The sequence below is a fragment of the Corynebacterium otitidis ATCC 51513 genome (assembly GCF_000296405.1).
In the GTDB taxonomy this organism is placed as follows: domain Bacteria; phylum Actinomycetota; class Actinomycetes; order Mycobacteriales; family Mycobacteriaceae; genus Corynebacterium; species Corynebacterium otitidis.
The window spans coordinates 627,117-647,353 of the sequence record NZ_JH815192.1 but is presented as its reverse complement, the minus strand read 5'-3'; the positions used below and the strand labels follow the sequence as shown (position 1 = coordinate 647,353).

The following is a 20,237-nucleotide window of genomic DNA, read 5'->3' as shown; positions in this document are numbered from 1 at the left end:
GCGCCGCCCGTTCGTCTCTTAGAGCTCGATAGTTCATGCCCCCAGAAGACACGGGACTAGAATCTGGGCGGAAAGCCGCGGCTCGTCCGCGGGCGTCGTCGAAGAACTGTGGGGCACTTAAGGAACCATGGCTAGCGATCCCGGCCTCGACGTTGAGGGCACCTACGAGTCCTACCTCAAAGGCCACGACAAGCCCGTCAAGGCGATCAACTGGAACGAGATCCCCGACGACAAAGACCAGGAGGTCTGGGATCGTCTCACCGGGAACTTCTGGCTGCCGGAGAAGGTCCCGGTCTCCAACGACATCAAGAGCTGGTCGACGCTCACCGACGTCGAGCAGCGCACCACCATGCGGGTGTTCACGGGCTTAACGCTCCTCGACACCATCCAGGGCACCGTGGGCGCCGTGTCGCTCCTGCCGGACGCGCGCACCCTCCACGAGGAGGCGGTCTACACCAACATCGCGTTCATGGAGTCGGTGCACGCGAAGAGCTACTCCAATATCTTCATGACGCTCGCCTCCACCAAGGAGATCAACGAGGCGTTCCGCTGGTCTGAGGAGAACGAGAACCTCCAGCGCAAGGCGAAGATCGTGCTCGCCTACTACGAGGGCGACGACCCGCTCAAGCGCAAGGTCGCCTCCACGCTTTTGGAGAGCTTCCTGTTCTACTCGGGCTTCTACCTGCCGATGTACTGGTCCTCGCAGGCGAAGCTCACGAACACCGCGGACATCATCCGGCTCATCATCCGCGACGAGGCCGTGCACGGCTACTACATCGGCTACAAGTACCAGCGGGGCCTCGAGGACGTCGACCAGGCCAAGCGCGACGAGCTCAAGGAGTACACCTCGGATCTGCTCTTCGAGCTGTATGCCAACGAGACGCAGTACACCGAGGACCTCTACGACGAGGTGGGCTGGACCGAGGACGTCAAGCGTTTCCTGCGCTATAACGCGAACAAGGCGCTCAACAACCTCGGCTACGAGGCGATGTTCCCGGCCGACGAGACCCGCGTGAGCCCCAACATCCTCTCCGCGTTGAGCCCCAACGCCGACGAGAACCACGACTTCTTCTCCGGCTCGGGCTCCTCGTATGTCATCGGCAAGGCCGAGAGCACCACCGACGAGGACTGGGTCTTCTAGCCCTCTCGCTCCCGAGGCGCCCCGTGGCCTGCCCGGCCGCGGGGCGCCCGTGTGTCCGGCCCCACCCGCGCCGCCCCTGCCGGGCAGCCGAAAGATTGATCCCCGACGGGTGCAGCCGCGGCGGGGCAGGGGAGGCCCGGCCCGGGCGGGGACGCGGCGCGCCGCCCGCGGCGCGAAAGCCCCGTGGCCTGTGTGGCTCCTGGGCCCCGGGCCCGCGGGCCTCGATCCTGGCGCGCGCCTCGCGGTTCCCTGGCCGCGGCCTGTCCGGGGCGAAGTGGTCTCCCACGTGGGGCTGCTTTAAGATAAACCCACAATCATTGCGGCTGCGGCGAGCGCTTCCGAGCGCCCGCCGTCATCCCAGTTGTCAGGAGGATTTTATGACTGCCGTGGCGCCACGGCTCGACGACTACGTCGCGCCAGAACGGCCGGCCCCCGCGGGTAACGGCCGCCGGGGCTCGAAGGCCTGGGAGTTTCTCACCACCACCGACCACAAGCAGCTCGGGATCATGTACATCATCATGTCCGTGAGCTTCTTCTTCCTCGGTGGGCTCATGGCGCTGCTCATCCGCGCCGAGCTCTTCACCCCGGGGCTGCAGTTCCTCTCCAACGAGCAGTTCAACCAGCTGTTCACCATGCACGGCACGGTCATGCTGCTGCTCTTCGGCACCCCGATCGTGTGGGGCTTCGCCAACTACATCCTGCCGCTGCAGATCGGCGCGCCCGACGTCGCCTTCCCGAGGCTCAACGCGTTCGGCTTCTGGATTACGACGATGGGCGGCGTGGCGATGCTCGCGGGCTTCCTCACCCCGGGCGGCGCCGCCGACTTCGGCTGGACGATGTACTCGCCGCTCTCCGACGTCATCCACACCCCGGGCATCGGCGCGGACTTCTGGATCGTCGGCGTCGGCGCCACCGGCGTGGGCACGGTCGCCTCGGCCATCAACATGGTCACCACCATCCTCACGCTGCGCGCGCCGGGCATGACGATGTTCCGCATGCCGGTGTTCACGTGGAACATCCTCGTCGCCTCGCTGCTCGCGCTTCTGATCTTCCCGCTGCTGCTCGCCGCGGCGCTCGGCGTGCTCTACGACCGCAAGCTCGGCGGCAACATCTACGCCCCGGGCAACGGCGGCGCCATCCTGTGGCAGCACCTCTTCTGGTTCTTCGGCCACCCCGAGGTCTACGTCCTCGCGCTGCCCTTCTTCGGCATCGTCTCCGAGGTCGTCCCGGTCTTCTCCCGTAAGCCGATGTTCGGCTACGTCGGCCTGGTCTTCGCGACCCTGTCGATCGGCGCGCTGTCCATGGCGGTGTGGGCGCACCACATGTTCGTCACCGGCGCGGTGCTCCTGCCGTTCTTCTCCTTCATGACCTTCCTCATCGCCGTTCCGACCGGCGTGAAGTTCTTCAACTGGGTCGGCACGATGTGGCGCGGCCACATCAGCTGGGAGACGCCGATGATCTTCGCCGTGGGCTTCATGGCGACGTTCCTCTTCGGCGGCATGACCGGCGTCATGCTCGCCTCCCCGCCGCTGGATTTCCAGCTCTCGGACTCGTACTTCCTCATCGCGCACTTCCACTACACGCTCTTCGGCACCCTGGTGTTCTCGTCGTTTGCGGGCATCTACTTCTGGTTCCCGAAGATGACGGGCCGCATGCTCGACGAGCGGCTCGGCAAGGTGCACTTCTGGCTGACGTTCGTGGGCTTCCACGGCACGTTCATGGTCCAGCACTGGCTCGGCAACATGGGCATGCCGCGCCGCTACGCCGACTACCTCGACTCGGACGGCTTCACGACGCTCAACCAGATCTCCACGGTGTTCTCCTTCCTGCTGGGCGCCTCGGTCCTGCCGTTCGTGTGGAACGTCTTCAAGTCCTGGCGTTACGGCGAGGTCGTCACCGTCGACGACCCGTGGGGCTACGGCAACTCGCTCGAGTGGGCGACCTCCTGCCCGCCGCCGCGGCACAACTTCACCTCGCTGCCGCGCATCCGCTCGGAGCGCCCGGCCTTCGAGCTGCACTACCCGCACATGGTCGAGCGCATGCGCCGCGAGGCGCACGTCGGCCACGACTCGGCGGTCGACCACGGCGCCGGAAAGGCGAAGACCGAGCAGTCGGAGAAGCAGCCGAGTTAGCTCCTCGACCTCCCTCCGACGACGACCCCGGGGCCCGGGGCGGCAACCACGCCGCCCGGGCCCCGGGGCCTTTTTCGTGGCCGCGCGCCCGCGCCCGACGCCCGAGGGCGGAGCCGGGGCGGCGGTGCGATAATGGCCGCCATGAGTGCGCCACACCGCCCGAGCGGCATCCTGTGCTTCGACTGCGACTCGACGTTCATCACCGGCGAGGTCCTCGACCTGCTCGCCGAGGAGGCGGGCCGCGGCGAGGAGGTCGCCGCCGTCACCGCCCGCGCGATGGCCGGGGAGCTCGACTTCGAGGAGTCGCTGCGCACCAGGGTGCGCGCCCTCGAGGGCGTCGACGTCGCCGCGGCAGGCCGCGTGGCCGCCCGCCTCGAGCGCACCCCGGGCATCGAGGAGGCCGTCGCCGCCGCCCGCGGGGCGGGCTTTCTCGTCGCGCTCGCCTCCGGGGGATTCACCAACGTCCTCGACAACCTCGCGCCCGGCTGGGGCGTCGACCACCTCAAGGCCAACACCCTCGAGGTCTCAGACGGAACGTTCACCGGCCGCGTCGTCGGGGAGATCGTCGACCGCCAGGCCAAGGAGCGCGAGCTGCGCGCCCTCGCGGAGCGCCACGGCCTGCCCATGGCGCGCACCGTAGCGGTGGGCGACGGCGCCAACGACATCGACATGGTCACCGCCGCCGGGGTGGGCGTCGGCTACGACCCGAAGCCGGCGCTCGCCGGCGCGGCGGACCTCGTTCTCGGCTCGGGCGAGATGGCCTGGGTCGTCGACGTGGTGATGCGCCTCGCCCGGGAGGCGTAGGCGCCGAAGTCGCCGGACCGGGCGCGGGCGTAGCGTGGCCGGCATGGAGTCGAACGCATCGATTGAGCGCGCCCACCGGCTGCTCGCCGAGGGCATGGGGCGCGACCACGTCGAGGACCCCGACGACCCGTCGACGGTGTGGGCGATGCAGCTCGCCCTGCGCATCCCCAAGGCCGACCCGCCCGCGCGCAGCGACCTCATCGCCGCCGCGGCGCGCGCCGTCGTCGAGGTGTGCCTCGATGAGCGCTACGCCGAGCAGCTCTCGCGCTGGTACGGCCACCGCATCCGCAAGGTCGCCCGCCGCGCCCGCAACAAGGCCTGGGACGACGCCCAGGACGTGCCCGGCCACACCGTCGAGGCCGCCGGTGCCGCCGCCCGCGCGTTCGTTCCCGCCACCGTCTCCGAGGTGCCCAAGGCGGTCGCGAAGCTTCAGGTCAAGGGCACCGACCTCGAGACCGACGAGCCCGGAGCCGTGGAGGGCGAGGACCCCGTCGTCGTCCTCGACGGGGGACTGGGCCTCAGCGCGGGCAAGGCCGCCGCGCAGGCCGGCCACGCCTCGATGCTCCTGTGCGCCGCGATGCCCACCGACTGGGTCGTCGACTGGGCCGGGCGCGGCCTGCCGCTTACAGCGAGGGAGGTGCCCCACGACGTCTTCGCCCGCGCCGCGGCGCTCGACGAGGCGGTGCCGGTGGTGGACGCCGGCTTCACCGAGGTCGACCCGGACACGACCACCGCGCTCGGGCTGCCGGCGGCGGGGCCCCTGCGGGGCGTCTCCTAGCGCCCGGCGGGGGTGCGCGGCGCGGCCACGAGCCTCCCCAGCGCCCCGAGCACGGTGTCCCTATCTGTCGTCGCCCAGAACGGCGGCAGCGAGGCCCGAAGGAAGCCCCCGTAGCGCTTGGTGACGAGCCTGCGGTCGAGGATCGAGACGACCCCGCGGTCGCTCACCGAGCGGATGAGCCGCCCCGCGCCCTGCGCGAGGAGCAGCGCCGCGTGGGTCGCGGCGACCTCCATGAACCCGGAGCGGCCCTTCGCGTCCGCGGCCTCCTGGCGGGCCTTGAGCAGCGGCTCGTCGGGGCGGGGGAAGGGGATCTTGTCGATGATGACCTGGCTGAGCGAGCGGCCGGGCACGTCGACGCCCTGCCACAGCGTCAGCGTCCCGAACAGGCACGTGTTCTCCTGCTTCGCGAACGCCTCCACGAGCGAGGAGATCGAATCCTCGCCCTGCAACAGTACGTCCATCGGCAGCCTCGGGCGGAGCCGCTCCGCGGCCTCCTGCGCGGCGCGCTTCGAGGAGAACAGCCCCAGCGTGCGGCCCCCGGCGGCGAGGATGAGCCGGCGGATCTCCTCGATCGTCTCCTCGGGCATGTCCCCGCGGCGCGGCTCGGGCAGGCTCGTTGCGACGTAGAGGATCCCGGAGCGCGCCGGGTTGAAGGGGGTGCCCACGTCGAGCGCGTCCCACGTGCCGGCCTTCAGGCCCCACGCGGCGGCCATGGCGTCGAAGTTGCCGCCCACCGCGAGCGTCGCTGAGGTGAGCACGACGGTGTTCTCCGCGAACAGGCCGGAGGCCATGAGCCCCGCCACGGACAGCGGCGCGACCGACAGGGCGGGCGCGCCGCGGTCGCGGGAGAACCACACGACGTCCGCGGCCGGGCCCTCGCCCTCGTGGCCGAGCGCGTCGAGGACGCGCACGACGCCGTCGCGCAGCTCCTGGAGGTGGTTGGTGAGCGTCGAGCGCTCCGCGGCGCGCTCGGGGTTGTTCTCCGCCTCCCCCTCGGGCGCGCGCGAGGCGCGGGTGGTGAGCTTCGCGAGCTCGTCGCGCAGGCCGGTAAGGATCTTCGTGGCGTCGTCGTCGGCCTCGGTCCAGCGGCCGGCCGGGGCGATTCCGAGCAGCCCGTCGAGGTCGTCGATCGCCTCCTCGAGGCCGCCGGTCTTCTCGTTGATGCGGCCGGCGCGCCCGGCGGCGAGCTTGAGGGCCGCGACCGTGAGGTCCTGGGTTGCGACCGAGGTGACCCGCCCGTCGAGCTCGTGGGCCTCGTCGACGATGACCGCGTCGTGCTCGGGCAGGATGTTCGCCCCCGACATCGCGTCGATCGCGAGCAGCGCGTGGTTGGTGACGACGATGTCGGCGCGCCTGGCCTTCTCGCGGGCGAGCTCCGCGAAGCACTCCTCGCCGAACGGGCAGCGCTTCTGCCCGACGCACTCCCTTGAGCTCACCGACACCTGCGCCCACGCGCGCGGCGAGACGCCGGCGGGCAGGTCGTCGCGGTCGCCGGTCTCGGTGTCCGCGGCCCAGGAGCGGACCTTCTGGACCTGCCGCTCGAGGGAGGAGAGCTCCGCGGCGTCGAAGAGCTCCCCCTCGGGCGCCTCGGGGGCGTTGAGGCGCTGCCGGCACACGTAGTTCGAGCGGCCCTTCTGGATCGCGAAGGTGGGGCGCCGCTCAAGGTGCGGGGCGAGCGCGTCGACGAGGCGGGGCAGGTCGCGGTGGACGAGCTGGCGCTGCAGCGCGAGCGTCGCCGTGGAGACCACCACCGTGGTGTCGGTCTCCTGGGCGTGGCGCACCGCGGGCACGAGGTAGGCGAGCGACTTGCCGGTGCCGGTGCCGGCCTGCACGGCGAGGTGGCGGGAGTCCTTCAGAGCCCGGCTCACCGCCTCGGCCATAGCGACCTGGCCGTCGCGCCTCGAGCCGCCGAGCGCGTCGACCGCCGCGTCGAGGAGCCGGCGGGTGGGCTCCTCGTCGGGCTCGTCTGCCCGGTTCGGGGTGGCGTTCACGGCCCCCAAGCCTAGCGGCGCGGGCCCGGCCCGCCGGGGGCGGGGCTTTTAGGAGGAGAAGCCCTCGAAGCGGGTATCGAGCGCCGGCTCGTCCTTCGAGAGCGCCAGGCCCTCCCAGGGCAGCCTCTTGAGCTGCGCGGCGAGGTGTTCGCGCGACTCGTGGAGGTCGGGCAGCCCGTCGACGACCCGCCCGTCGCGGATGAGCGGCACGGTGAGCTGCTCGATCTCGGCGTTGCCGACGTCCGGGTCGGGCGCGTCGAAGGGCAGGACGATCTCCTCGATCGCGGTGCCGGAGGCGCGGTGGGTGCGGATCGCGCGCTTCGCGCCGCCATTGCTGATCTTGTTGCGGGAGCGCTTCGCGACGGGGATGCCGTCGACCTCGACGAGCTTGTAGACCATGCCCGGGGTGGGCGCCCCGGAGCCGGTGACCACGGAGGTGCCCACGCCGAACGAGTCGACGGGGTCGCCGCGCAGCCCGGCGATGGCGAACTCGTCGAGGTCGGAGGACACGACGATCTTCGTGTTGTAGGCGCCGAGCTTGTCGAGCTGGCGGCGCACCTTCTGGGTCATCACGCCGAGGTCGCCGGAGTCGATGCGCACCCCGCCGAGCTCGGTGCCGGCGACCTCGATGGCGGTGGTGACGCCGCGGTCGATGTCGAACGTGTCGACGAGCAGGATGGTGTCGGTGCCGAGCGTGTCGACCTGCGCGCGGAACGCGTCGGCCTCGCCGGTGGAGCCGTCCTCCCCGGCGTGGACGAGCGTCCACGAGTGCGCGGCCGTGCCGGAGGCGGGGATCCCGTAGCGGAACGACGCCTCGAGGTTCGAGGTCGCCGAGAACCCGCCGAGGTACGCCGCGCGCGAGGACGTCACCGCCGCGTACTCGTGGGTGCGCCTCGAGCCCATCTCGAGGATGGGGCGCCCGTCGGCGGCGACGACCATGCGCGCCGCGGCGGTCGCGACGGCGGAGTCCGAGTTGAGGATCGAGAGGATCACCGTCTCGAGCACGACGCACTCGCCGAACGTGCCGCGCACCGTGAGGATCGGGGAGTGCGGGAAGTAGAGCTCGCCCTCGCGGTAGCCGTCCATCTGCCCGGTGAAGCGGAAGTCGCGCAGGTAGTTTTTCGTGCGCTCGTCGAGGAAGTCGAGCGCGTCGATCTGCGCGTCGGTGAACACGAAGTCCTCGACGGCCTCGAGGACGCGGCCGGTGCCCGCGACGACGCCGTAGCGGCGCTCGTTGGGCAGCTTTCTTGCGAACACCTCGAAGGTGCAGGCGCGCTCGGCGGTGCCGTCGGCGAGCGCGGCCTGGAGCATGGTGAGCTCGTACTTGTCGGTGAGCAGCGACGTCGACTGGCGCCTGGGGGTGGGCTCCTCGGCGTGGCGGGCGCTTCTGCTTGGGTTGGTGGTCATGGCGTGGGGTGTCCTTCGGCTCGTGGGGTCTTCCTTGGTTCCTATGCCGCCCCGAGGGGTTTCCGGGGCGCCGGTCAGCTAGTGTCCAACCTTAGGTCGAGCGGCCCGCGGATTGTGACGGCAGCCGGCGCCGTCCCGAGGGGCGGAACGCGCTGCGCGCGGGGCTGGGGCGTTGATTATTCTTGTGAGGTATGTACGACGCCGGAGACAGCTTGATGGTGGTCCTTAGCCAGCCCACCGCCGCCCCGGACCTCGACGAGGAGACGAAGGTCGAGGTCGCGTCCTCGGAGGACCTGCCCTGGATCTGCGTGGTCTGGGACGATCCTGTCAACCTCATGAGCTACGTGACCTACGTGTTCCAGACCGTGCTGGGATACGACCGCAAGCGCGCTAACGAGCTCATGATGCAGGTTCACACCGAGGGCAAGGCGGCGGTGTCCTCGGGCTCGAAGGACAAGGTCGAGACCGACGTGAAGAAGCTGCAGATCGCCGGGCTGTGGGCGACGATGCAGCAGGCGGGCTAGGCGCCCAAGTAGCGGGTACTGCGGCCGGCGGCAACGAGCAGGGAGGCGAGAGAACAAGAGATGAAACCGTGGACGAGGTCGAAGCGCTTCGCGCGGGCGGTGCGCTACCAGACCACGCTGGAGCCCATGGAGCGCGAGGTGCTAGGCAACCTCGCCTCCGGCGTCGCGGAGGCGCTCATCGCCCGGGTGCAGTCCGCCCCGAAGGACGAGCTCTCCGAGATCACCGGGATCAACTCCGGCCACCAGGAGCCGCCCGAGGACCCGGCGCTCAAGCGCCTGTTGCCCGACTTCGAGCGCGAGGGCGACGAGGAGTTCGACGGGGACAACGGTCTTCTGCGCAGCCTCCACGAGACGGACATCTGCCGCGGCAAGATCGAGAACCTCCAGGTCGTCTCCGAGCACCTGGGCCCCACCGGCGGGGTGAACGTCACCTTGAGCGAGGAGGACGCCCACCGCTGGCTCGCGGCGCTTAACGACCTGCGGCTCTACGTCGCCGCGGGCGCGGGCCTCGACCTTACGGGCATGGACGTCGAGGCCATCGACGCCGCCGAGGAGTCCGAGACGCTCGTCGAGTGGCTGGCCTACAACCAGGACTCGCTGCTCCAGGCGCTCATGGGCTCCAACTAGCCAGCCCGCGCCGGGCGGGTCGAAGGCACGAGGCAGGGACAAGGAGCGGGAGGTTAAAGGGCCATGGCCGACAACGACGACCGACTCGAGGACTACTACCGCCGCGTCATGGGGGATAAGCCCCGCGAGCGCCCCGTGACCAGGCGCGCGCCGTCTGCCGGCGAGCCGATCAGTAGTCCCGGCAAGCCCGCGAACCCCGCGCCCACGTGGCGTGAGCGCGCCGGCTCGAGCCTGCGCACCGGGCTGCTCTTCGCGATCGGCTACGTCGCCGTGATCTGGGGCGTGCACCTCATCAACGTCTTCGCCTTCGGCGGCGGGCTCACCCAGTACGGCATCCGCCCGCTGGACACCTCCTCGCTTATCGGGGTGCTCTTCTCCCCGGTGCTGCACGTCTCCTTCGGGCACCTCATCTCGAACACGGTGCCGGGCGCGATCTTCAGCTTCCTCATCGGGCTCTCCGGGGCTAGAGCCTGGTGGGGCACGACCGCGTTCGTCGTGCTCATCGGGGGCTTGGGCACGTGGTTCTTCGGCGGGGTCGGCACCGTGCACGTCGGCGCCTCGCTGCTCGTCTACGGCTGGCTGGCCTACCTGCTCGTGCGTGGCATCTTCAACCGCTCGATCGGGCAGATCATCCTCGGCGTCGTGCTCGGCATCGCCTACTCGGGCCTGCTGTGGGGCGTGCTGCCCATCAACGAGGGCGTCTCCTGGCAGGCGCATCTCTTCGGCGCGCTCGGCGGGGTGGCCGCCGGCGTCGTCTTCGGGGAGCGCCGCCGCTCCGACCGCGACTAACCCACCCCGCCGGGGAGGCGCCCCGCGCCGGGGGATCGCCCCTAGTCGTCGCCCTCCGGGCGGGCGAAGGACTGCGATGCGGCGTCGAGCGTCGTGACCTCCGAGGAGCTCAGCGTGACGCGCGCGCCCTCGATCAGCGCGGGCAGCTGCTCCGGGCGCGAGGCCGACGCCAGCGGCGCGGTCACGCCCTTGGCGCGCAGCCAGGCCAGCGCGATCGCCGCGGGCTCCTCGTCGCGCACGTCCGCGACGCGGCGCAGCCGCTCGAGGACTCGCTCCGCGTCCGGGGTGTAGGCCTTCTCTAAGGCGCCTTGCCGTGCTGCGCCCTCGAGGTCCTCCCTGGAGGCGTACTTGCCGGTGAGCAGCCCCGAGGCGAGCGACTTGTAGGGGAACACCTCGAGGCGGAACTCGCGGGCCAGCGGCCGGTAGGAGCGCTCGTAGCGGGCGCGGCTGAGGAGGTTGTACTCCGGCTGCAGCGCCACCGGCGCCGCCGGGGTGCCGCGCGCGGCCTCGAGGAAGGCGCGGGTCCGCTCGGGGGAGTGGTTGCTCAGCCCGATGCGGCGCACGAGCCCGCGCTCCACGAGCCCCGCGGCGGCCTCCACCTGGTCGTCGATGGGCACCTCCGGGTCGTCCTTGTGGAGGTAGTACAGGTCGATCGCCTCGACCCCGAGGCGCCTGAGCGAGGCCTCCGCCGCGGCGGTGAGGCGCTCCTTGTCGACGGAGTCGACCGGCACGCGGTGCCCGCCCTTCGTCGCGACGACGAGCTCCTCCTTCAAGTCCTCGCCCTGGCGGGCGAGCCACGAGCCGACGATCTCCTCGGAGGCCTCGCCGCGCTCGTTGAACCACGCGGGGTAGACGTCCGCGGTGTCGATGAGCCGCCCGCCGGCCTCGACGAAGGCGTCGAGGATCTCGTGGGCGGCGTCCTCGCCGGTCGTCCAGCCAAACGGGTTGGTGCCCAGGTTGAGCGGCAGGGCGTCCCCCAAAAGCCCCGCCGCGGGGCTCATCGGTGCGGTCACGGCGCCACCAGCTCCTTTCGATTAGCGGCGTTGGAGTCTCTCGCGAGAAGGAAGGCCCCGGGGCGCGCCGGGCGCGCCTCGGCGTGCGCCACTGTAGTCGCGCCCGCCGCGGGCGGGGCCCGGGCGCGGGTGAGCTACCATGCCAGGCGTGATGTCGAGCTCCCCGTCTAACCCCGCCAAGCACGCCCCGATCGGGATCTTCGACTCGGGGCTGGGCGGGCTCACCGTCGCGCGCACGATCATGGACCAGCTGCCCGGCGAGCCCATCCACTACATCGGGGACACGAAGTACGGGCCGTATGGCCCGCTGCCTATCGCCGAGGTGCGCCGCCACGCCGAGCGGGTGGCCGACAGCCTCGTCGAGGCGGGCTGCAAGATCCTCGTCATCGCCTGCAACACCGCCTCGGCGGCGTTCCTCCACGACGCGCGCGAGCGCTACGACATCCCCGTCGTCGAGGTCATCAAGCCCGCGGTGCGCCGCGCGATGGCCACCACCAGGAACGGGAAGGTCGGCGTCATCGGCACGGTCGGCACGATGACCTCCGGGGCGTACCAGGACATGTTCTCCATCAACCCCTCGATCGAGATCCACGCCCAGGCCTGCCCCGACCTCGTCACCTTCGTCGAGCGCGGCGAGACCACCGGCGACGCCGTCTTCGAGGCGGCGTCGAACTACCTCGCACCGCTGCGCGACGCCGGCGTCGACACCCTCGTTTTGGGCTGCACCCACTACCCGCTGCTCTCCAGCGTGCTGCAGCTCGCGATCGGCGACAACGTCACGCTCGTCTCCTCCGCGGAGGAGGCCACTAAGGACGTCTATAAGATCTGCGCGGAGCGCGACCTCTTCGCCGAGGAGGAGCGCCCCGAGCGCCGCTTCGAGACCACCGGCGAGGTCTCCACCTTCACCGAGCTCGCCAGCCGCTTCTTAGGGCCCGGCGTCGGCGACCTCGACGTCGCGGGCGGGGTGTCCTTCTCCGGCACCGCCCGCTAGGACCCCGCGCCACCGGGGCCGCGGCGCCGCGCCGGTTTAACCCTTCGCCGCCTGGCCGTGGCACACTTGAGTGACCATGCGGCTGACAGTGTTGGGAAGTTCGGGCAGCGTCAGCGGCCCCGACAACCCCGCATCCGGGTACCTGCTCGAGTCGGCGGGCGCCCCCGCCGCGCGCGAGCCCGGGCGCGGGGCGATCGAGCCCGCCCCCGAGGGCCCCACGAGGATCGTCCTCGACTTCGGGCCCGGCACGCTCGCGCGTCTGCAGCGGCACTGCAACCCCGCGACCGTCAACGTGGCCCTAAGCCACCTGCACCCCGACCACTGCCTCGACGTGCCGAGCCTGCTCGTGTGGCGCCGCTTCCACCCGGAGCGCAACGCCCGGTGGCGCAGCCTGCTGCTTGCGCCGGAGGGCGCGCCGGGCGTCCTCGGGCGCGCGGGAGCGACCGACGAGCCGGGCGGCGTCGACAACCTCGCCGACCAGTTCGCGTTTCGGCCCTGGGGCGACCGCGCCCCCGTCCGGGTGGGCTCCCTAAGGCTCACCGGCTTCCCGGCGGTGCACCCGGTGCCGGCGTTCTCCGTGCGGGTGGAGGAGCCCGAGACGGGCCAGAGCCTCTGCTACTCGGGCGACACGGGGCCCACGCCCGACCTCGTCGAGGCCGCCCGTGGGGTGGACGTGTTCTTCTGCGAGGCGAACTGGGGGCCCGCCGAGGCGGGCCCCGCGCCGCGGATGCACCTCACCGCCGCGGAGGCCGGCCGCGCCGCTAGGGAGGCGGGGGCTCGCCGCCTCGTTGTCGTCCACGTGCCGCCGTGGGTCTCCGTCGAGGAGACGCTCGACGCCGCGGCCGCGGAGTTCCCCGGGCCCGTCTCCTTCGGCCACCCGGGCGCTACCTTCGAGCCCTAGGCGTAAGCCCCCCGGGCGCTAGGGTGGGGCCATGGCCAACGACGATTTCACGCGCGCCGACGGGCGCGCCACGAGCGAGCTGCGCCCCGTGCGCCTCACCCGCGGCTTCACGACCAACCCCGCGGGCAGCGTGCTCGCCGAGTTCGGCAACACCAAGGTGCTCTGCGCCGCGTCGATCCAGGAGGGCGTGCCGCGCTTCAAGCGCGACTCGGGCGAGGGCTGGCTCACCGCCGAGTACGCGATGCTGCCGGCCTCGACGCACGAGCGCAGCCCGCGCGAGTCGATGCGCGGCAAGGTCAAGGGCCGCACCCACGAGATCTCTAGGCTCGTGGGCCGCAGCCTGCGCGCCGCGGTGGACCTTTCCGAGCTGGGGGAGAACACCATCCAGCTCGACTGCGACGTGCTCCAGGCCGACGGCGGCACCCGTACCGCCGCGATCACCGGCGCCTACGTCGCGCTCGCCGACGCCATCGCCGAGCTGCAGTCCCGCGGCGTCGTGCCCGGCACCCCGCTCAAGGAGCCGGTCGCCGCGGTGTCGGTCGGCATCATCGACGGGGTGGCGTGCCTCGACCTGCCCTACGAGGAGGACTCCCGCGCCGAGGTCGACATGAACGTCGTCATGACCGCCTCGGGCCGCTTCGTCGAGATCCAGGGCACCGGCGAGGACGGCACCTTCGACCGCGGGCAGCTCGGCGAGCTGCTCGACCTCGCGGCCGGGGGCTGTCGCCGGCTCGTCGAGGAGCAGCGCGCCGCCCTGCGCGGCGGCGCCGACTAAGCCACCCCACCCCGCCACACGACCCGCGCCCGGGGCCGGCCCCGGGCGGGAAAGGGACGATTCTTTAGCCATGAAGCTTCTGGTCGCATCCAACAACCCGGCGAAGCTCGAGGAGCTGCGCCGCATCTTAAGCGCCGCGGGCGTCGACGGCGTCGAGCTCGTCTCCCAGGGCGACGCCCCCGACTACCCGCGGCCCACCGAGTCGGGCCGCACGTTCAAGGACAACGCGCTCATCAAGGCGCGCGCCGGCGCCAAGCACTCCGGGCTCGTCACCGTCGCCGACGACTCCGGGCTCGCCGTCGACGAGCTCAACGGCATGCCGGGGCCGCTCTCGGCGCGCTGGTCGGGCGAGCACGGCGCCGACGAGGCCAACAACGAGCTGCTCTTAAGCCAGCTGCGCGACGCCCCCGACGAGCGCCGGGGCGCGGCGTTCGTGTCGGTGTGCGCGCTGGTGAGCCCCGACGGCCGCGAGTGGACCGCCGAGGGCCGCTGGCAGGGCCGGCTGCTGCGCGAGCCGCGCGGCACGGGCGGGTTCGGCTACGACCCGCTCTTCGTGCCCGCCGAGGAGGACGAGGACGGCGCTCGCGGGCGCACCTCGGCGGAGCTCAGCCGCGAGGAAAAGGACGCGCGCTCTCACCGCCGCAAGGCGCTCTCCGGGCTCGTCGACCCGATCGGCAGGCTCGCCGCGGAGGGCGAGTAGTTCCCGGCGGGCTGTCGCCCGGCCCGCGCTCGGCGCGCGGTTAGCGCTCGTGGAGCCTGAAGGCGCGGGTCACCTCGCGGCGGCGCCAGCCCTCCACGACGAAGGAGAACACCGGCACCACCCCGGAGATCGCCGTGACCAGCCAGGTCGCCGGCTCCCAGCGGGCCTTGAGCCCGAGGTTGATCGTCGCGAGCAAAAAGAGCATGTAGAACCAGCCGTGGAGGATCGCGACCCACGTCGCCCAGGAGGGCATGTCCACGTTGAAGCCGTACTCGGCGATCATCCGCACCACGAGCAGGATGAGGAACGTGCCGGTCACCCACGCCGCCACGGAGAACAGCCGAAGCGCGGTGCGCACCCGCCTCTTGCGCTCGGGGTGGATGGGCTGGGAACCGCCGTCCTCGGGGGAGCGGTCGGCGCGCCGGGCGGGCTCCTCGTTGCGTGTGGTCATGGCCTCCGATTCTAGCGGGCCCGGCTAGCCTTCTTGGGGTCCTCCCGGCAGCCCGGAGAGGTCCCCGTCGCCGCGGCGCCTGGGCCGGGCCGGCTGCTCCTCCGGGGTCTTCGGCTCGGGGCGCTCGGGCAGGAAGCCCTCCTCGATCTCGGTGGGGGCGTCGCCTGTGCCCGGGCGGGCGGAGCGCAGCTCGAAGGGGCCGTCGTCGCCGGCGTTCTTCTGGTCGATCATGCGGTTCTCGTACTGGAGGTACTTGCGGTACGCGAAGACGAAGAACGCGCCGAAGAGCGGCCACTGCAGCGCGTAGCCGAGGTTCTGGAACGTGCCCGAGCCCGACTGGAAGCGGGTCCACTGCCACCACGCGAGCGCGATGGTCGCGGCGACCGCGGCGACGAGGAAGAGCACGTGCACGGCCTTCACGCGCTTCCTGGGGCGCTTCGCGGCGGGCTTGGTGTCCTTCACGACCCCAAGGCTAGTGCCGCGGCCGGGGCGCGGGCCAGCCGCGTTCCGCCGCTTCGCTAGAATCAGCCCAGCAGCAGTCGCATGCCTTTAGCGCCCGTGGCGGAACTGGCAGACGCGCTAGGTTTAGGTCCTAGTGTCTTTTCAGACGTGGGAGTTCAAGTCTCCCCGGGCGCACCAGTTAAGGCCCGCGGCCCCGACAACAAGGGGGCGCGGGCCCTAGTCGTCGCTGAGCCAGCCGACCGCGGCGAGCACCACGGCGATCCCGATCGGGGCGGCCACCGCGCCGAGCGGCCCGTCGGCGAGGAAAAGCAGCAGCGCGACGAGCAGCGGGGCGGCGACGATCGCGGCGTTTTTCAGGGCCGCCGACCGTATAGGGCGGCGCCCGCGCGGGGGTGGCCGCCGGGAAACGCCCGCCAGGGGCGCGGGCGCGCCGCCTAGGGTGGGGTGGCGTGACGATGATCGAGGATTACCTGCACGACGTTCTGGGCGAGGTCGCCGACTTCGACGGCGGCTCGGTCGCGGACTACATCGAGCTGCTCGCCGAGGCGGACCCCGACCCGCTCGCCGCGGCGCTGTGCACCCTGGACGGGACGGTGTACTCGGCGGGCCTGCGGCCCGGCGACGACGAGCTGGAATTCTCCATCCAGTCGATCTCCAAGCCATTCGTCTACGCGCAGGCCCTCCAGGAGCTCGGCGCGGACGAGGTCATCAAGACCGTCGGCATGGAGCCCTCAGGCGAGAAGTTCAACGAGCTCTCCCTCGACGGCGACACGAACCGGCCGATGAACCCGATGATCAACGCGGGCGCGATCGCCACGACCCAGCTCATCAACGGGGAGGACTCCGGCGTCGAGGACCGCACCGAGCGCATCCGCGAGTTCCTCTCGCGGCTCGCGGGCCGGGAGCTCGCCATCGACCGCCGGCTCGTCGAGTCCGAGTACCAGAGCACCGACCGCAACTTCGCGCTGGCGCACATGCTGCGCAACTACGGGGTCATCCAGGCCGAGGCCCAGGACGCGGTGCGCAGCTACATCCACCAGTGCTCGATCATGGTGACCACGAGGGACCTCGCCGCGATGGCCGCGACCCTGGCGAACGGCGGGCGCCAGCCGGTGACCCGCGAGCGGATCTTGGATGTCGACGTCGCCCGCCAGACGCAGGCGGTGATGTCGTCGGCGGGCATGTACAACGCCGCGGGCCGCTGGATGGTCACCGTCGGCATCCCCGCGAAGTCCGGCGTCGCCGGCGGGGTGCTTGGCACGCTGCCCGGGCAGATCGGGCTGGCGGCGTTCTCCCCGAGGTTGGACTCGTCGGGCAACAGCTTCCGCGGCGTGCAGGTCTTCCAGCGGCTCTCCCGCGACATGGGCCTTCACCTCATGGCCGCGGAGCCGAGGGGCCGCTCCGCGGTGCGGTTCATCACCGACAAGGACGACACCACCGTCGTGGGGCTGCAGGGCGACATCGGGTTCAGCGCCGCGGAGCGCCTGTGGCGCACCATCAACCGCCACGAGGGGCTGCTCGAGCGGGTGCGCCTCGACTTCACCCGCGTGGAGGGCTCCAACCCGATCGGGCGGCGCATGCTCCTCGAGGGCATCAACCGGCTGCGCGACCAGGGCCACGTCGTCGAGGTCGATGACCCCGACGACGTCATCCCCCGCGCGAGGCGCGACAACGCCCGCTTCGAGGCGATGGGCGACACCTCCGCCGAGCACCAGCTCCTCAACCAGGACCCGCACAGCTACGACGAGGACTTCGACATGGGCGAGGACTAGCCGAAGCTCTCACCAAACTCGAAACACTCGGCGCGAATCTCATCCCGCAGCGGCGAGGGCACGACGGCGGTGGCTGCACCCGTTGAACCGCCGATCGTTCGTCTTGTTGTTGAAGGTCTTGGCATAGGCGTGCCCCGGTGAGGAGTAGTTCCGATTTCGGGATCCCGGAGCACGAGTCTGGCCTGGTAGCGAGGCTCTGACGGGGTGTTCCACGGAGCGGGCGCGCCTCGCGCACAAGTAACGCCCGCCACTGACTCGACTGGCGAGACCGGAAGCATGGCGGGCGCAACAACAATCAGACCAAATAGTCGCTGCCTGAAGGCGCGGACACGGTGGTATCCGGCACGCTCGCCAGGCTAGCACTATTCTCGTAGTCGAAAGAAACCCACACACGTGAGAATCCCAGAAGCCCTCACCTTCGATGCCACGGACGTCTTCGCACTGACCCTCGTCATCGAGTGCGGCATGCGGGTTTCTCCCGCGCTCGTCGGCGCGGCGCTCGGGGCGTTCGCGATCTCCCGCGGGGCGCGGGCGTTCCTGCAGATTAGAGATCAGCGGTAGGGAAGCGGGACAGAAAGCACGGCTCCGCGCCTACGAGGACTCGCGAATCGTGGCGACCATGGATCGAGATCCGCGGTCACGTCGATTCGGTGCCAGTGATTAGTCGAGCTGCTCGGTGATCTCCTGATAGCAATCGCGGAGGTCGGCTTCGCGGTCGAGTGGGGCGAACGGGTACTCGAAGACGTACTCGACGCCCGACTGCGGGTGAACCCAGGTGCGCTCCTCGACCGGCAGCGGCTCGTCGCCATCGGCCGTGGCGGCCTTGTTGTGGGCCTTGGTGATGTCCTTCAGCACGCCGCGGCCGTTCCGGTCGACCAGATCTGTTTTGTCTCGCTGGTAGAGCACCGGGAACTGGGTGCGATAGATCATCACCAAATCCTCAATGTCGACGCCGAGAGCGATAGCCACGGCAGCGTTAAGGAGGTTCTCAGCGTGCCACCGATCCTTCGTGGTTCGCACCGGAACCTCCGGAGTCCACTCGGTGCCGACGATCTCCTCCCAGAGCGGGGCGTAGGCCTCGGTAAGACAGTTCAACCGAAGATATGCCGGCACGGCGAAATCGTCGATCGCCGGGTTTGATGCCACTGGCGTTAGGCCATCGACCAAGTCTCCGGTCATGTGCGAAGTACCTGTAGCGCGCAACTGAAAATCCGTCAGCAAACTCGACGCGACTGTCCCGAATATCATGAGTGTCTTGAAATCGGCGCTGCCGCCTGCAGAATGGACCGCGTTCACATGTTCTGCCCCTGGAGGGATGATTGCGGGGTACATGGTTCGGTAGCCGGTGGTGGCCGCCATTTCGCGCCAGGCGATGCGCCACTGGTCGCGTACCGGCACCTGGCCGACACCGTCTTTGGTCCAGTATCCGTAGGCGGCGTCGCGATCCGTGCCGTCACCGGTTTCGGGTTGGTAGCCGGTCGCGGGCAGGAAGTCTGTGGGTATGGCCTCGAGGTCCACGGCGGTGTAGTCCTGATTGTGTTTCAAGGTCGGGTTGGGTTGTTTGATCATCGGGGTCGCCACACCCAGATGCGGGCCCTGCAGAATCACCCCATCCCACGAAGCGGGTTGCGCATATCCGCGATCAAACCAACCTTTGCGCTTATCGATGCTCTCGTCCCAGCCACGCGAGTACTGCAAACCCAGCTCCGCCACACGCGGGGCCTTGGCCAGGGTCTGTAGTACGCGGGCGGCGTCGGTGTTGACGGTGTAGACCATGCGCGCCTCACCTGCCGGGGTCTCCGGGGTTTCCATCAGCCCGGCCCACAGGGTAAGGGTGTCGGTGGTGACGTGCTGGATCCGATCCGCATGCGGCCGCATGTCCCACTTGTCGTCTTCGGTTTTTAAGCCGGGCACGGGCCCGGTGCCGTCGTGTTTGAGCGAGTCTGTCGCGGTATCCGGGTGGTAGAGCGAGACGGCCTGGAGGAAATCCGGGGCCACCTGCCGGTCGGCATACACATGCACCCCGAAGGTCACGTGGTCATCGATCTCGAAAAGGATGAGCTTGTTGAGGAACTGCCAATGCCTGCGCAGCCGGAGGTAGGCCTGGCGGCGTAGGGGTGCGGCTTTCTTTTCGGTGAAGTGCGATTCCGGGTGGATCAGCCCCACCACCCCGCCGGGCGCGGTAAGCGACCAGGTGGTGGGCATGAACCCGCGGTATAGATCCGGCTGCTGGCCGGCAAGCTGTGGGTAGAAGGCTTGGTTGCCCAACACGGCGGCGGTCGCTGCGGTGACCGCGCTGTCGTCGATGACGGCGGCAGCGACCCGCGGGTCTTGCAGGTCGCGGTTGCGGCGGGCGGTTTTTTCTTTGGCGGTGTGTTTCCCGGTCAGTTGGAACCACGGGTCGAACTCGCCGATGACCATCTCGTCGTCGGAACGGGGGCGGACCCACGGCGGGTTTCCGGTGATGAGGTCGAAGCCGCCGCTGGTGGCGAACACGTCAGAGTAGTCCAGCTCCCAGTGGAAGAACCCCTGCCGCGATGCGACCTGGCGGGCGATGGTGAGCCACGGGTGACGGGACGCCACCTGGTCGACAGAGCGGGCGCCACCAAAGGAGAGGAATTGTTGTTCGGCGTCGGCCAATGCGAACCAGCCACCCGTTTCACCCAACTCCAGCTGACCGGTCGTGTCACCGGTGCGTTTGAGCGGGTCTTGGCCGAGGAGTTCTTCGAGTGTGGTGAGCCATTCGTCCCACTCGGGCGGAGCCACCGGCTCACCGTCAACGATCGTGTCGTTGGTGGTGAGTGGCCAGAACGTCAGCGCCGACCAGGCATCCATCACCAGCCGCAGCCTGCGGTAGGCGTTGTTCTCGTCGCCAGAGAGCCAATCCTCGATCTGGGCGCGAGTGACAACCTTCTCGTTGCTGTCAGTGAGATTCGCGGTGTCGGGTTGTCCCCACACGGGGATATTGCGCTTGGCGTG

At 70.2% G+C, this 20,237-nt stretch carries 18 protein-coding genes, 1 tRNA gene and 1 pseudogene; 14 read left to right on the top strand and 6 right to left on the bottom strand.

Annotated features, from left to right (window positions below):
- Nucleotides 1–127: 127 nt before the first annotated feature.
- The 4 genes from nrdF to HMPREF9719_RS02830 all read left to right on the top strand — a co-directional run bounded on the left by nrdF (nucleotide 128) and on the right by HMPREF9719_RS02830 (nucleotide 4,855).
- A complete protein-coding gene (gene nrdF / locus HMPREF9719_RS02850; RefSeq protein ID WP_004600461.1) occupies nucleotides 128–1,141 on the top strand; it encodes a class 1b ribonucleoside-diphosphate reductase subunit beta in 1,014 nt (337 codons plus the stop codon).
- A 377-nt stretch (nucleotides 1,142–1,518) separates the two neighbouring features.
- The gene (ctaD, locus tag HMPREF9719_RS02840) at nucleotides 1,519–3,273 is read left to right on the top strand and encodes an aa3-type cytochrome oxidase subunit I (protein ID WP_004600460.1); all 1,755 of its coding nucleotides are present in this window, start codon (nucleotides 1,519–1,521) and stop codon (nucleotides 3,271–3,273) included.
- 141 nt (nucleotides 3,274–3,414) lie between these two features.
- Nucleotides 3,415–4,077 carry a phosphoserine phosphatase SerB gene (gene serB, locus HMPREF9719_RS02835; protein ID WP_237737859.1) on the top strand — a complete coding sequence of 221 codons (663 nt, stop codon included), beginning with the start codon at nucleotides 3,415–3,417 and terminating at the stop codon, nucleotides 4,075–4,077.
- Nucleotides 4,078–4,120: 43 nt separating this feature from the next.
- Nucleotides 4,121–4,855 carry a peptidyl-tRNA hydrolase gene (locus HMPREF9719_RS02830; RefSeq protein ID WP_004600458.1) on the top strand — a complete coding sequence of 245 codons (735 nt, stop codon included), beginning with the start codon at nucleotides 4,121–4,123 and terminating at the stop codon, nucleotides 4,853–4,855.
- Here the strand turns inward: HMPREF9719_RS02830 and HMPREF9719_RS02825 are convergent.
- Together HMPREF9719_RS02825 and HMPREF9719_RS02820 are read right to left on the bottom strand one after the other, a co-directional pair.
- Nucleotides 4,852–6,846 carry an ATP-dependent DNA helicase gene (locus tag HMPREF9719_RS02825; protein ID WP_004600457.1) on the bottom strand — a complete coding sequence of 665 codons (1,995 nt, stop codon included), beginning with the start codon at nucleotides 6,844–6,846 and terminating at the stop codon, nucleotides 4,852–4,854. The genes HMPREF9719_RS02830 and HMPREF9719_RS02825 overlap by 4 nt on opposite strands.
- A gap of 48 nt (nucleotides 6,847–6,894) precedes the next feature.
- Nucleotides 6,895–8,253, bottom strand: a complete 1,359-nt coding sequence (locus HMPREF9719_RS02820; protein ID WP_004600456.1) for a nicotinate phosphoribosyltransferase — start codon at nucleotides 8,251–8,253, stop codon at nucleotides 6,895–6,897.
- 191 nt (nucleotides 8,254–8,444) lie between these two features.
- Here HMPREF9719_RS02820 and clpS point away from each other — a divergent pair, with 191 nt between their 5' ends.
- The 3 genes from clpS (at nucleotide 8,445) to HMPREF9719_RS02805 (ending at nucleotide 10,193) form a co-directional block, all read left to right on the top strand.
- Complete coding sequence (gene clpS / locus HMPREF9719_RS02815) at nucleotides 8,445–8,777, top strand: ATP-dependent Clp protease adapter ClpS (protein WP_174269514.1); 333 nt, start codon at nucleotides 8,445–8,447, stop codon at nucleotides 8,775–8,777.
- A gap of 60 nt (nucleotides 8,778–8,837) precedes the next feature.
- Nucleotides 8,838–9,404 carry a DUF2017 domain-containing protein gene (locus HMPREF9719_RS02810; protein WP_004600454.1) on the top strand — a complete coding sequence of 189 codons (567 nt, stop codon included), beginning with the start codon at nucleotides 8,838–8,840 and terminating at the stop codon, nucleotides 9,402–9,404.
- A 63-nt stretch (nucleotides 9,405–9,467) separates the two neighbouring features.
- Nucleotides 9,468–10,193, top strand: a complete 726-nt coding sequence (locus HMPREF9719_RS02805; RefSeq protein ID WP_004600453.1) for a rhomboid family intramembrane serine protease — start codon at nucleotides 9,468–9,470, stop codon at nucleotides 10,191–10,193.
- 41 nt (nucleotides 10,194–10,234) lie between these two features.
- On the opposite strand, the gene HMPREF9719_RS02800 is transcribed toward HMPREF9719_RS02805, so the two are convergent.
- Complete coding sequence (locus HMPREF9719_RS02800; RefSeq protein WP_004601739.1) at nucleotides 10,235–11,194, bottom strand: aldo/keto reductase; 960 nt, start codon at nucleotides 11,192–11,194, stop codon at nucleotides 10,235–10,237.
- Between the two features lie 151 nt (nucleotides 11,195–11,345).
- On the opposite strand from HMPREF9719_RS02800, the gene murI reads away from it, so the two are divergent.
- The 4 genes from murI to rdgB all read left to right on the top strand — a co-directional run bounded on the left by murI (nucleotide 11,346) and on the right by rdgB (nucleotide 14,573).
- The gene (murI, locus tag HMPREF9719_RS02795) at nucleotides 11,346–12,197 is read left to right on the top strand and encodes a glutamate racemase (RefSeq protein WP_004600451.1); all 852 of its coding nucleotides are present in this window, start codon (nucleotides 11,346–11,348) and stop codon (nucleotides 12,195–12,197) included.
- A 76-nt stretch (nucleotides 12,198–12,273) separates the two neighbouring features.
- Entirely contained in the window at nucleotides 12,274–13,098 is an 825-nt protein-coding gene (locus tag HMPREF9719_RS02790) for an MBL fold metallo-hydrolase (protein WP_004600450.1), read from the top strand.
- Nucleotides 13,099–13,129: 31 nt separating this feature from the next.
- Nucleotides 13,130–13,873 (top strand): ribonuclease PH, encoded by a 744-nt coding sequence (gene rph / locus HMPREF9719_RS02785; protein ID WP_004600449.1) that lies wholly within the window; start codon nucleotides 13,130–13,132, stop codon nucleotides 13,871–13,873.
- A gap of 70 nt (nucleotides 13,874–13,943) precedes the next feature.
- Entirely contained in the window at nucleotides 13,944–14,573 is a 630-nt protein-coding gene (gene rdgB, locus HMPREF9719_RS02780) for an RdgB/HAM1 family non-canonical purine NTP pyrophosphatase (protein ID WP_004600448.1), read from the top strand.
- Between the two features lie 40 nt (nucleotides 14,574–14,613).
- On the opposite strand, the gene HMPREF9719_RS02775 is transcribed toward rdgB, so the two are convergent.
- Both HMPREF9719_RS02775 and HMPREF9719_RS02770 read right to left on the bottom strand, forming a co-directional pair.
- A complete protein-coding gene (locus tag HMPREF9719_RS02775; protein WP_004600447.1) occupies nucleotides 14,614–15,024 on the bottom strand; it encodes a DUF3817 domain-containing protein in 411 nt (136 codons plus the stop codon).
- Nucleotides 15,025–15,048: 24 nt separating this feature from the next.
- Nucleotides 15,049–15,486: a hypothetical protein gene (locus HMPREF9719_RS02770; protein WP_004600446.1), complete on the bottom strand. Its 438-nt coding sequence runs from the start codon at nucleotides 15,484–15,486 to the stop codon at nucleotides 15,049–15,051.
- Between the two features lie 90 nt (nucleotides 15,487–15,576).
- Between HMPREF9719_RS02770 and HMPREF9719_RS02765 the strand changes: the two genes are divergently transcribed.
- From HMPREF9719_RS02765 to HMPREF9719_RS09590, 3 genes are all read left to right on the top strand, one after another.
- A tRNA-Leu gene (locus HMPREF9719_RS02765) sits at nucleotides 15,577–15,663 on the top strand.
- 278 nt (nucleotides 15,664–15,941) lie between these two features.
- Complete coding sequence (locus HMPREF9719_RS02760) at nucleotides 15,942–17,258, top strand: glutaminase (RefSeq protein WP_004600445.1); 1,317 nt, start codon at nucleotides 15,942–15,944, stop codon at nucleotides 17,256–17,258.
- A 393-nt stretch (nucleotides 17,259–17,651) separates the two neighbouring features.
- A complete protein-coding gene (locus HMPREF9719_RS09590) occupies nucleotides 17,652–17,819 on the top strand; it encodes a hypothetical protein (protein ID WP_004600444.1) in 168 nt (55 codons plus the stop codon).
- Nucleotides 17,820–17,918: 99 nt separating this feature from the next.
- Here the strand turns inward: HMPREF9719_RS09590 and HMPREF9719_RS02755 are convergent.
- Nucleotides 17,919–20,237 (bottom strand): annotated as a pseudogene (locus HMPREF9719_RS02755) (class I SAM-dependent DNA methyltransferase); the annotation flags it as partial.